A 12,375-nucleotide genomic window follows, 5' to 3' on the forward strand; every position below is an offset into this window, starting at 1 on the left:
CCGAACTGGCTATCGCGGATGCACGGGGCCCGTCAGGCGACGGGTGCTGCCTCCGCCTTGCGGTCAGCGTAGATGTACAGCGGCTGGGCGCGGCCCTCGACCACCTCGCCATTGATGACGATCTCATCCACGCCCTGCAGGCCCGGCAGATCGAACATCGACTCCAGCAGGATGGATTCCATGATGGAGCGCAGGCCACGGGCGCCGGTCTTGCGCTGGATGGCCTTGTTGGCGATGGACTTCAGGGCCTCTTCGGCGAAGGAGAGCTTCACGTCCTCCATCTCGAACAGGCGCTGATACTGCTTCACCAGCGCGTTCTTGGGCTTGGTCAGGATCTCGATCAGCGCTTCCTCGTCCAGGTCGTTCAGCGTCGCCACCACGGGCAGACGGCCGACGAATTCCGGAATGAGGCCGAACTTCAGCAGATCCTCAGGCTCCACCTCGCGCAGCACATCGCCGGTGCGGCGGTCGTCCGGGCCCTTCACATCGGCGCCAAAGCCGATGGACGTGCCCTTGCCGCGGGCGGCGATGATCTTCTCCAGGCCGGCGAAGGCGCCGCCGCAGATGAACAGGATGTTGGTCGTGTCCACCTGCAGGAATTCCTGCTGCGGATGCTTGCGCCCGCCCTGGGGCGGCACGGAAGCGACGGTGCCTTCCATGATCTTCAGCAAGGCCTGCTGCACGCCCTCGCCCGACACGTCGCGGGTGATGGACGGATTATCGGACTTGCGGCTGATCTTATCGACCTCGTCGATGTAGACGATGCCGCGCTGCGCCCGCTCGACATTGTAGTCGGCGGCCTGCAGCAGCTTGAGGATGATGTTCTCCACGTCCTCGCCCACGTAACCGGCTTCGGTCAGCGTGGTGGCGTCGGCCATGGTGAAGGGGACGTCGATGATGCGGGCCAGCGTCTGGGCCAACAGGGTCTTGCCGCAGCCGGTGGGGCCGATCAGCAGGATGTTGGACTTCGCCAGTTCGACGTCGCTGTGCTTGGTGCCGTGTGCCAGCCGCTTGTAGTGGTTGTGCACGGCGACCGAGAGCACGCGCTTGGCGTGGCTCTGCCCGATGACGTAGTCATCCAGCACCGCGCAGATGTCGCGCGGGGTGGGAACGCCGTCGCGGGACTTCACCAGCGTCGTCTTGTTCTCTTCGCGGATGATGTCCATGCACAATTCCACGCATTCATCGCAGATGAACACCGTGGGGCCGGCAATGAGCTTCCGCACCTCGTGCTGGCTCTTCCCGCAGAAGGAGCAGTAGAGGGTATTCTTCGAATCGCTGCCGGTCGACTTGGTCATAAAAGCTCCGTACATCACCGGGACAGTCACCCGGAGCCATCACGATGACGGAACCGGGGCCCGATCCTCCCGGGATCGGCCGGCGGACAAGGGGATGAAACACCGCTCACCCGCCACTGCCTGCCCATTCAACACCACGGAACGCTGGGCTTTCAACCCCCCGTGTGTCTCTTCGTGTCCGAACACCCATACCGGGGTATCCCGGTGGGGGCGTTCCGGCGGAAGGTTAATCCCGCCGGAGCCCGGACGCTAAACCGTTGGCACCTCAGGCCGCCTGGGTCAGGCCGCCAGCGCCGGGACGGGTGGCGATGACGTCGTCGATCAGACCGAACGCCTTGGCCTCGTCCGCGGTCATGAAGTTGTCACGCTCCATCGCCCGCTCGATCTTGTCGATCGGCTGGCCGGTGTGGCGCACGTAAATTTCGTTGAGGCGGTGCCGGATCTTCAGGATCTCGCGCGCCTGGATTTCGATGTCCGCCGCCTGGCCCTGGGCGCCGCCCGAGGGCTGGTGGATCATGATGCGGCTGTTGGGCAGCGAGAAGCGCCGCCCGTCGGAGCCGCCGGCCAGCAGCAGCGAGCCCATGGAGGCCGCCTGGCCGATGCACAGGGTCGCCACCGGGCAGCGGATGTACTGCATGGTGTCGTAGATCGCCAGGCCCGAGGTGACGATGCCGCCCGGCGAATTGATGTAGAAGGAGATTTCCTTCGTGGGGTTTTCCGCTTCCAGGAACAGAAGCTGGGCGCAGATCAGGCTGGACACCGCGTCGTTCACGCCACCGACGAGGAAGATGATCCGTTCCTTCAACAGGCGCGAATAGATGTCGTAGGCGCGCTCACCCCGGTTGGTCTGCTCGACCACCATGGGGACCAGCGTGTTCATCTGCGGCTCAAAGTCGATCATGCCTGCTCCAGCGCTGCGTCCGACCCGGGGGCCATCCCCGGGCCCGTTGCCGGTCCGGGGGAGGGACGATCCCTCCCCCATTCCGTTTGAATACCGAGGCCCGTCAGAAACCGAAGACGGGAGACGCGACCTTAGGCCGCCTCTTCCTCATCGGGGTCCTGCATCAGCTCTTCAGCCGACACGGGCTTCTCCGTCACCTTAACCTGTCCCAGGATGAAGTCGACAACCTTGTCTTCAAAAACCGGGGCCCGCAGGCTTTCCACCGCCTGGGGGTTGTTCTTGAAGAAGTCGAAAACCTCACGCTCCTGGCCCGGGTAGCGCCGCACCTCGGCCAGCACGGCCTGGTTCAGCTCTTCCCTCGCCACCGTTATATTGTTCTTCTGACCGATCTCGGAAAGGACCAGGCCCAAACGAACACGCCGAACGGCGATGTCGCGGTACTCCTTCCGGAGTTCCTCCTCGTCCTTGCCGGCGTCCTCACCGGCGTCGCCGGCCTTCAGCTCGTCCTGCAGGCGCTTCCAGATCTGGTCGAACTCGATGTCCACCATGCCCTGCGGCACCTCGAAGCTGTGCAGCTCGGCCAGCTGGTCCAGCAGGGCGCGCTTGGCGCGCAGGCGGCTCATGACGGTGTAGTCGCCGCCCAGGCGGTCCCGGATCACGGTCTTCAGCGCGGCCAGGTCGTCGAAGCCCAGGCCCTTGGCGAACTCGTCGTCGATGGTCGCCTCGACCGCCTGCTTCACTTCCTTCACGTCCACCTCGAACACGGCGGCCTTACCGGCCAGCTCGGCGGCGTGGTAGCCCTCGGGGAAGGTGACGTTGACGGTGCGGTGGTCACCGGCGCGGGTGCCCTCCAGCTGTTCCTCGAAGGTGTCGATGAAGCTGCCGGAGCCCAGCTCCAGCTCATGGCCCTCGCCCTTCATGCCCGGGCGCTTCTCACCGTCGACCGAACCGTCGAAGTCGATGACGACGATGTCGCCCTTGGCGGCCGGACGGTCCTCGGTCAGCGGCGCGGAGGTCTTGCGGCCGGCGGCGATGCGACCCACGGCCTCATCCACCTGCTCGTCGGTGATCTCGACCACCGGCTTCTCGATGGCGACGCCGCCGAGGTCGGCGGGCTCGAATTCCGGCAGCACTTCGTAGGCCAGCTTGAACTCCAGGTCGCTGGCGCTCTCGACCTCGAACTTCACGATCTCGACCTTGGGCTGCAGGGCGGGACGCAGGCTGTGCTGCTCGACCACCTTGGCGGCGCTGTCGGACATGGCCTTGTCCAGCACCTCACCCATCACCGACTGCCCATAGCGCTGCTTCAGCACCGACATCGGCACCTTGCCCGGGCGGAAGCCCGGCATGCGCACGGTCTTGCCAATTTCCTTCAACTGGGCGTCCACGCGGCCGGCCACGTCGGCGGCGGGGATGACGACCGTGTATTCGCGGCGCAGGCCTTCGGTGCTGGTCTCGGTGATGTTCATGGGACTATTCGAACCTGTCTCTTTGATCGGCCCCGGATGCCGGCGTTCCCGGCCTCTGGGTGCCCGGGGCCGGACGGACCACGGGCGGTTGGGTTGATATCTCGTGCTTGGTGCGGGCGAAGGGACTCGAACCCCCACGACTTTCGTCACCGGAACCTAAATCCGGCGCGTCTACCAGTTCCGCCACGCCCGCGGCCAAACCCGGCTCTAGGATCGCTTGGGCGCCCCGTTCCCAGAAGCCCGCCCCCGCCGACGCCGGCGGCGCCAATGGGGAATAGGCATGGAAATAGCGCCCGGACCCTTCCAGGCGCCGTCCGATCTATAGCACCCGCGCACCCGCGTAAATAGGAATCTAGGCCAGGGGTGGGGCCTATCAAAGGGCCGAGCGCCGCCCGCCCCGCCCCGCCGGTCAGCCCCGCCGGCCAGACCGAAAGTGGGGCCATTGCGAAGCCCATCGACGAATCACCCCATGAAGCCGGCTATCGGCGGCAGCGAAGTGCTTGTTATGTTGTACTTCCCCAAGGACAACCCGCGCCAACCGAGGTTCCCCGCCGCATGACCGCCGCCGCCATGACCGCCCCATCGCCGCCGCCCCTCACTCCCAATCTGCCCCGCCCCGCCCTGACCACCGACCGGCTGCCCGGCCGCACGGTGGATCTGGAACGGATCGACTTGGACCGCCATGCCCCCGGCCTGTGGCTGGCGATCGGCCAGCACGCTGGCCTGTGGGACCACATTCCCGGCGGCCCCTTCGCGGACGAGGCCGCCTTCACCCAATGGCTGCGCGACCGCCTGCCCCGGCCGGGGCAGACCATGTACGCGGTGATGGACAAGACGGGCGGCGCGCCGGTGGCCGCCGGCCTGCTGCTGCTGCTGAACGCCAACCCCGACATGGGAACGGTGGAGATGGGCCTGGTCTACGGCCCCTCCCTCAGCCGCAAGGTGACCGGGACGGAAGGCGTGTTCCTGCTGATCGACTACGCGCTGGGCCAAGGGGCGGGCCAATCGGGCTACCGCCGCCTGGAATGGCGCTGCGGCCCGCCCAACGTCGCCTCCATCAAGGCGGCGCTGCGCTACGGCTTCACCCATGAGGGGCTGCTGCGCCAGACCCTGTGGCTGAAGGGCCGCAACTGGGACAGCAACGTCTTTTCCATTCTGGATGCGGAATGGCCCGCCCGCCGCCAGCGCTTGGCGGCTTGGTTGGCACCGGAGAACTTCACGGACGACGGGACCCAGATCAGGGCACTGGCGGAGTTCTGAGGGTTTAGCCACCCTCAAGCGGCGGTCGCTGGCTGCCACCGGCATGAGGGTTCATGCCGGTGGCTTGGTCACGTATCAACCCAAAAGCACCTTGGCGCACGCGTCGACGATGGCGTCGGCGTCCAGGCCCTGGACCCTGTACAGGTCGGGGATGTCGGCGGACTGGCCGAACGTCTCGACCCCCAGGGCCGCCACGGTCTGGCCGCGCACCGAGCCCAGCCAGGACAGGGTGGCGGGATGGCCGTCGACGACGGTCACCAGCTTGGCACCGGCCGGCAGGGCCGACAGCAGGCGGTGGACATGGGCGTCCTCACCCCGGCCCTCCCGTTGCGCCGCTGTCCAGCCGGCATGCAGGCGGTCGGGGGAGGTTACCGCCAGCAGGCCGGCGCCGGGGCAGTCCTCCAGCACCTGGGCATGGGCTTCCAGCGCCTCGGGCGCCAGGGCGCCGCAATAGGCGATGGCGAACTCCGCGTCCGGCGCCGGCGGGCGCAGCCAGTATCCGCCCGCGATGACAGCGTCGCGGTCCAGGCCCCGTTCCCGCCCCTGGCCCCGCTTCGGCTGCTCCACCTGGCGGGTGGTGAGGCGCAGATAGAGGGAGCCGCCGTCCGGCCGCTGCATGTGGTCGAAGCCCCAGGCCATGATGGCCGCCAGTTCATCGACATAGGCGGGCTCATAGCTGGAGACGTTGGGCAGGCCCATGCCGATCAGCGGCGTGGCGATGGACTGGTGCGCCCCGCCCTCCGGCGCCAGGGTGACGCCCGAGGGGGTGGCCACCACCATGAAGCGGGCGTCCTGGTAGGCGGCATAGTTCATGGCGTCCAGGCCGCGCTTGATGAAGGGGTCGTAGAGCGTGCCGATGGGCAGCAGCCGGGCGCCGAACAGGTCATGGCTGAGGCCCAGGGCCGCCAGCATGAGGAACAGGTTGTGCTCGGCGATGCCCAGCTCGATGTGCTGGCCACCGGGCGCGCCTTGCCAGCGCTGGGCGGAGACCACCTTCTGTTCGCGGAAGATGTCCTGCGTCTCGGTGCGGGCAAACAAGCCGCGCCGGTTCACCCAGGGGCCCAGGTTGGTGGACACGGTGACGTCAGGGGAGGTGGTGACGATTCGGGCGGCCAAGTCATCGTCGCCCTTGGCGATCTCACCCAAAATCTTGCCGAACCCCTCCTGCGTCGACATGCGGGCACCCAGATCCACCACCAGGGCCGGTGGCACGGGGACGATGGCGCCCTTCAGGCGGCGGCTCGCCTTACCGGGACCGGTACCCTGGGCGAAGGGCACACTGTCCAGGAAGGCCTCCAGCGCCACCGGATCGATGTCCAGGCCGGCGTGGCGGTCCCATTCCTGGCCGTCCTTCAGCCCGCAGGCGGCCTTGAAGGCGGCCATCTGGTCCGGGTTCATCAGGCCGGAATGGTTGTCCTTGTGCCCCTGGAAGGGCAAGCCCCGGCCCTTGACCGTGTAGGCGATGAAACAGGCCGGGCGGTCGTCGGTGGTGCCGTGGAAGGTTTCCAGCAGGGTGGGCAGGTCATGGCCCGCCAGATTGGTCATAAGGGTGCCCAGGGCCGCGTCGTCATGGGCGTCCAGGATGTGACGGATGCCGCGCGTGTCGCCCAGGTCGTGGGTCAGTGCCTCGCGCCAGGCGGCCCCGCCCTTGAAGGTCAGGGCGGAATACAGCTGGTTGGGACAGGTGTCGATCCACTGGCGCAGGGCGCCGCCGCCCTCCTGCGCGAACGCGGCCTCCAGCTTCTTGCCGTACTTCAGGATCTGCACGTTCCAGTCCAGGGAGCGGAACATGCCCTCGATGGGCACCCACAACCGGTCCGACACCACGCTATCCAGGCTCTGGCGGTTGTAGTCGATGATCCACCAGGTGTTGCGCAGGTCGTGCTTCCATCCCTCCAGCATGGCTTCGAAGACGTTGCCCTCGTCCATCTCGGCGTCGCCCACCAAGGCCACCATGCGGCCCTCCGGCTGGTCCGACAGGCCCTTCAGGCGCACATAGTCCTGCACCAGGGAAGCGAAGGCGGTGACCGCCACCCCCAGGCCAACGGAACCGGTCGAAAAATCGACGTCCTCCGTGTCCTTGGTGCGCGAGGGGTAGCTCTGCGCCCCGCCCAGGGCGCGGAAGCGCTCCAGCTTTTCCCGCGTCTGGCGGCCCAGCATGTACTGGATGGCGTGGAAGACAGGGCTGGCGTGGGGCTTCACCGCCACCCGGTCCTGCGGCCGCAGCACGTCGAAATACAGCGCCGTCATGATGCTGGCCAGCGAAGCGCTGGAGGCCTGGTGGCCGCCCACCTTCAGCCCATCGCGCGAGGGGCGGATGTGGTTGGCGTTGTGGATGGTCCAGGCCGAGAGCCAGAGCACCTTGCGCTCCAGCGCCTCCAGCAGGCGGATCTTGTCGGAGTGGGTGACCGGAGCGGCGGTCGAGGCGGCGTCGGGCATACCGTGGTTCTTCCCTGAGGCTGGGGCGCACGCCACCGCGAGGGGAAGCGCCACCCGATCGTTGCCCAGGGTTATAGACCCGGCCGCGCCGGGCCTGAAGTCCGGTATTTAAAAATTTGCCCCTTGAAAGTTTTGATGCCGTTTCGCCGTCGGCGGGGCCATCACGCGTCCAGCGCCCCCGCCTGGCCATCCCCTGTCTGGGCCCCACCCGGGTCCACCCCGCGCAGCGCTTCCTCAATGGCGGCGCGCAGGACCTCGGGCAGGTAGGGCTTGTGAATCAGGACGCAGCCGGTGGCCGACGCCTCCTGGATGCGGGCGGTGTCGGTATCGCCGGTGACGATGATGCCAGGCAGATGGCGCCGCATCTCGTTGCCTAAGCGGGCCACCAGTTGCACGCCGTTGAGGGGACCAGGCAGGCGGAAGTCGCTGATCACCAGGCCCGGCAGGCGCACGGCGTCGCGCATGGCGGCCAGGGCGTCGTCGGAGCCGGCGGCGGTGATGACGCGATAGCCCCAACTCTCGATGATGGCGCCCAGCGCCATGCGCTGCAGGGCGTCGTCCTCCACCGCCAGGATGGTCCGCGGGTCGCTCTCGCGCTGGGCCGGGCGCTGGCCGTCGCGGGGAAAGGCCAACAGGCTGTCCTTGGCGGCCGGAGCCCCCACAGCGGGGGCCGCCGGCACGCAAGGCACCAGGACGGAGAAGACCGAGCCGCGGCCGGGAACGGAGCGCACGGTGACGGTGGTGCCCAGCAGGCGGGCCATGCGGCGCACGATGCCCAGCCCCAGGCCCAAGCCCTTGGTCCGGTCACGTTCCGGATTGCTCAGCTGGACGAAATCCTCGAACACCGTGTCCAGCTCGGCGGCCGCGATGCCCACGCCCGTATCCCACACCTGGACCAACATGGATCGGCCCCGGCGGCGGGTGGAAACCAGGACGCGCCCACCCCGGCCGGTGTAGCGGATGGCGTTGGACAGCAGGTTGCGCAGGATGCATTTCAGCAGGACGGGGTCGGTGTCCGCCTCCCCAAGCGCCGCCTGCGGGCCGGTCTTGGCGGCGGTGCGCAAGCGGATCTCCACTCCCGCCTTCTCGGCATCGCCCCGGATGGCACTGACCAAGCCGGCCACCGTCGCCTCCAGACCGAAGCGCTGCGGGTTCGCCGTCACCGTGCCAGCGTCCAGAACCGACACGTCCAGCAGGGCGCGCAGCAGCTCCTCCCCCGCCGACAACGCCTCGCCCATGCCGCCGATGAGCTTGCGATCCAGCGCATTGGCCAGACCGTTGGCGGGCGTGGCGCTGGAACCGCCGCCACCGCCGGCCGCCGTGGCGACAGCGGCGCGGCCGTTGACCGCCCGCTCGCTCAGCATGTTGTGATAAAGCCGCATGGTCTGCAGCGGCTGGCGCAAATCGTGGCTGATCGCGGCCAGGAAGACGGACTTGGCGCGGTTGGCTCTTTCCGCCTCCTCCGCCCGCGCCTGGCTTTCGGCCACGGCGGCGCGGAGCGACTCATAAAGCTGGACGTTGGTCAGGGCCACGGCGGTGGAATGGGCGACCGCCTGCAGCAATGCCACCTCTTCCGCCTTCGGCATGCGCACCGTCGCCCAATAGGCGCCGATGGCGGCCACCGGCTCATCCGTGCGCACCGGCACCATCACCAGGCTTTTCACAAAGGTGGGGCGGTAGGCGTCATGCGGAATGCGATCATCCTGGTAGATGTCGGGGATGACGGCCGGCTGGCGGTTCAGCATGACCCAGCCGGAAATGCAGGTGGACAAGGGGAAGCGCCGGCCCTTCCACAGCGGGCCGATGGCATCCTCATCCGCGTAGTGGCACAGGTCGCCATCCCGCAGGACGAAGGTGACACCGTCGGCACCGCTCAGCGCCCTGGCCGCCAGACGCACCACGGCCATGACGCTGGGCACGTCCCGGCAAAAGGACAAGGCCTGGACCAGATCCACCAGGTCGCCCACAGGGCCGGTAAAGTTCACGGGAGGGAACGGAGCCGCGGCGGAAGGCGCGTCCGGAATGGGCGCCGGCCGCACCGGGACCGCCCCAGAGGACATCGCGTCTTTCCATCCCATACCGACCGTCCCTGACACGCCTTCGAGGGCATACCGGTATGGCGAAGTGCCGGCCGGCCTGGCCATCATCGAGAGTGGCCCAGGTGGACGATATGGGGGATTCCCCCAACTATTCCAGGCCGTTCCCGGGGACTACCACCTCCGGTTAGGCACACACGGCCGGCCTGGTGGTGACAATGAGGGTGCCGGGCCTGGGTGGGGCCGGGTTGGAAAGTATGGTTTCGCAGGAAGAGGTTTGAGCCCACCGCCCAGGCGGCGGCCGTCAGCTGGCGACCCGCTCGTTGAACAGGCGGCTGAAGCTTTCGGCCGACAGGGTGCGTTGGTCCGGGGCGCAGCTGCCTTCGGGCAGGTTGTTGCGCACCATGAAGCGCACGTGCGGGATGTGGAAACTGTCCGTGGTGATGGTCAAAACCTCCGCCGTTTCCGTCACGCTGCCGGAAACGACCCGACGATACTGCGCGCCAACCTGCAACGGATCGTCCAGGCGTGACCGGCGGAAGAGAGAGAAGCCCACACTCGTCCCCCTAATAAAGCAGGCCCGGCACTCCGCCCAATGAACAGGGCGTTTATTGGCGCCGACGCCAGACGTTCGGGATAAAGGCCCCGTCGCCTTGCCCCGCCTGCGGTATCTCGACATGGGTCGGCACCATTCCCTCAGTTCCCAATACTTCGGGAAGCTGGCGCGCCCGAGGCCCGGTCCAGATACAAGCGCCGGAAGCCCAGTGGGGGCGGAAATGGTTACTGTGCCGGCCAGTCACGCCCCGGGTCGGGGGCAAATGCCGCGAAGCAGTTTGAATCTATATCGAGAGTATCCCATTGTTTTAGTGCGGGCAATGCTTTTGCCATATGGCAAATATGGCATTTTAAATATTCCCGACGCGGCAAGCCATGGCGGTTGGTCTGCGCGGAAAGGAAAGGCTTAGTCGGCGGCGCAAAGAACGGTAGGTTTATATACAATTTTATAGGATTTTTATTTAGCATCTCTCCGCCCGCCTTGCCGTCACGCCGCCGCCAGATCCGCCAACAGGGCCGGCACCTGTTCGGGCAAGTCCTCGGCCACCAGGCCGGGACCGAAGCGCAGGGCGGCCTGGGCGTGCAGCCAGGCGGCGGCCAGGGCGGCATGCCAGGCGTTCATGCCGCCGGCCAGCAGGCCCAGGCACAGGCCCGCCAGGACGTCGCCCGACCCGGCGGTGGCCAGGGTGGGCGGGCCGCCGGCCTCAATGGCGGCGCGGCCATCGGGCCGGGCGATGACTGTGTCCGGCCCTTTCAGCAGGATGACCGCGCCCAGGTGGCGGGCGGCGGCCCGGGCGCGCGTCAGTTTATCCCCCGCCAGTGCGGCATGCCCGGCCCCGAACAGGCGGGCGAATTCGCCCTCGTGCGGCGTCAGCACCACCCGGCCCGCCAGATGGGTCCCCAGCGCGTCCGCTTGACCGGCGAAGGCTGTGAAGATGTCGGCGTCCAGGACGAGGCCGAAGCCGGCGCCCCCTGAGCCGGTATCCACTGGGCCGGCGCCCACCGAACCGCCCTGGCGCCGGCCGGCGGCGGCGACCAGGGCGCGCAGCAGCGCCTGGCCATCGTCGTCCGTGCCGGCGCCCGGACCCAGCACGGCTGCGGTGATGCGCGGATCGGCCAGAATCGCCTCGGCGGCGTGAAGGTCCGCCATGGGGCGTACGATCTGGCTGGGGCTGGAAAGACGATAGATCAGCTCCGCCGCGGGCGGGCTGGCCACCGTCACCAGGCCGGCGCCGGCCCGCTGCGCGGCGCGTGCCGCCAGACGCGCCGCCCCGGTCATGACCGCCCCGCCCAGCACCAGCGCATGGCCCCGCCGATATTTATGGTCATCGATGCGGGGGCGCGGCAGGTGGCCGGTGAACAAGGCCGGCCCGTTCTCCCACACGTCCGTGGCCACCGCCGGGTCCGCCAGCACGGCATCGGGAATGCCGATGTCGGTCACGATGGTGGCGCCGCAGGCCACGCGGCCGGGCAACAGCAGATGCCCCGGCTTTTTGCGGAAGAAGGTGACGGTGACGTCAGCCCGGACCATGACGTCGCCCACCGGCGCGCCGGTATCGGCGTCCAGGCCGCTGGGCACGTCCACCGCCAGCACGACGGCCCCGCCCCGGCGCGCATCAGCCATGGCCGCCACAAGCGCCGCCGCCATCCCCGTCAAGGGCCGGGACAGCCCCACGCCGAACAGTGCGTCGATCACCACTGTCGCCCCGGCGAGCACGGCCGGGGCGGCCTCCAGCACCGAGTCCCGCCCCCAGATCTCCACCCAATCGGCCGCCGCCAGGGCCGCATCACCCGTCAGCCGACCCAGATCACCCAGCAGGGCCAAGCGCACGGGCCAGCCGGCGGCGGCCAGATGGCGGGCTGCCACGAATCCGTCGCCGCCATTGTTGCCCGGCCCGCACAGCACCGTCACCGGACCCAGGCCGAAGCGCGCCATCACCACGCCGGCCACCGCACGGCCCGCATGCTCCATCAAGGTGATGCCCGGCACACCTCCCGCGATGGCGGCGGCATCGGCGGCGCGCATGTGGGCCACGGACAGCAGGGCGCGGGCGGAAGCGGCGGTCGGAACCATGGGCGGACACTCGGGCGATTGAACGACCAGGGGTTGATGCCGGCGGCAGCAAGACAACGCCTCGCTGGCGGCGGCAGAATTTCCCAAGTACAATGGCGCCGTCCGCAACCACCCGTCGAGGGCTTATGTCCGCCATTTGGGGACCGGGTACGCTGATCCTGGCCAGTTGGGCCACCATCGCCGCCTGGGGCGGCCACCTTCTCACCAGACGACAAAAGCGCCTAAGGGCCGTGTTCGTCCACGACCTCTCCCTGGCGACGGAGCGCTTCCGCAGGCGGCATGACCTGGACGCTGCCGACGCCGCTTTCTGGGAAATGGAGTTCCGGCGTTATTTCGGCCTGAT

General features: G+C 68.1%; 8 protein-coding genes and 1 tRNA gene. 1 reads left to right on the plus strand and 8 read right to left on the minus strand.

Annotation, left to right across the window (positions count from 1 at the left end; all coding sequences use genetic code 11):
• Positions 1 to 32 precede the first annotated feature (32 nt).
• The 4 genes from clpX to Y958_RS20350 form a co-directional block, all read right to left on the minus strand.
• On the minus strand, positions 33 to 1,298 hold the full coding sequence (gene clpX, locus Y958_RS20335) for an ATP-dependent Clp protease ATP-binding subunit ClpX (protein WP_040849805.1): 1,266 nt from the start codon (positions 1,296 to 1,298) through the stop codon (positions 33 to 35).
• 265 nt (positions 1,299 to 1,563) lie between these two features.
• Positions 1,564 to 2,199, minus strand: coding sequence for an ATP-dependent Clp endopeptidase proteolytic subunit ClpP (clpP, locus tag Y958_RS20340; protein ID WP_088873702.1), 636 nt, complete (start codon positions 2,197 to 2,199; stop codon positions 1,564 to 1,566).
• Positions 2,200 to 2,330: 131 nt separating this feature from the next.
• On the minus strand, positions 2,331 to 3,668 hold the full coding sequence (gene tig, locus Y958_RS20345; protein ID WP_040849802.1) for a trigger factor: 1,338 nt from the start codon (positions 3,666 to 3,668) through the stop codon (positions 2,331 to 2,333).
• 108 nt (positions 3,669 to 3,776) lie between these two features.
• Positions 3,777 to 3,861 (minus strand) — tRNA-Leu (locus Y958_RS20350).
• A gap of 362 nt (positions 3,862 to 4,223) precedes the next feature.
• Between Y958_RS20350 and Y958_RS20355 the strand changes: the two genes are divergently transcribed.
• Positions 4,224 to 4,928: a GNAT family N-acetyltransferase gene (locus tag Y958_RS20355; RefSeq protein ID WP_088873703.1), complete on the plus strand. Its 705-nt coding sequence runs from the start codon at positions 4,224 to 4,226 to the stop codon at positions 4,926 to 4,928.
• 75 nt (positions 4,929 to 5,003) lie between these two features.
• Here Y958_RS20355 and Y958_RS20360 read toward each other — a convergent pair whose 3' ends face one another.
• The 4 genes from Y958_RS20360 to Y958_RS20375 all read right to left on the minus strand — a co-directional run bounded on the left by Y958_RS20360 (position 5,004) and on the right by Y958_RS20375 (position 12,032).
• Complete coding sequence (locus Y958_RS20360) at positions 5,004 to 7,367, minus strand: transketolase (RefSeq protein ID WP_088873704.1); 2,364 nt, start codon at positions 7,365 to 7,367, stop codon at positions 5,004 to 5,006.
• Between the two features lie 161 nt (positions 7,368 to 7,528).
• Positions 7,529 to 9,352, minus strand: a complete 1,824-nt coding sequence (locus Y958_RS20365) for a hybrid sensor histidine kinase/response regulator (RefSeq protein ID WP_186291369.1) — start codon at positions 9,350 to 9,352, stop codon at positions 7,529 to 7,531.
• A gap of 355 nt (positions 9,353 to 9,707) precedes the next feature.
• Positions 9,708 to 9,959, minus strand: a complete 252-nt coding sequence (locus Y958_RS20370; protein ID WP_138918590.1) for a hypothetical protein — start codon at positions 9,957 to 9,959, stop codon at positions 9,708 to 9,710.
• A gap of 486 nt (positions 9,960 to 10,445) precedes the next feature.
• Entirely contained in the window at positions 10,446 to 12,032 is a 1,587-nt protein-coding gene (locus Y958_RS20375) for an NAD(P)H-hydrate dehydratase (protein ID WP_088873706.1), read from the minus strand.
• Positions 12,033 to 12,375 lie beyond the last annotated feature (343 nt).

It is taken from the genome of Nitrospirillum viridazoti CBAmc (assembly GCF_000730165.1).
In the GTDB taxonomy this organism is placed as follows: domain Bacteria; phylum Pseudomonadota; class Alphaproteobacteria; order Azospirillales; family Azospirillaceae; genus Nitrospirillum; species Nitrospirillum viridazoti.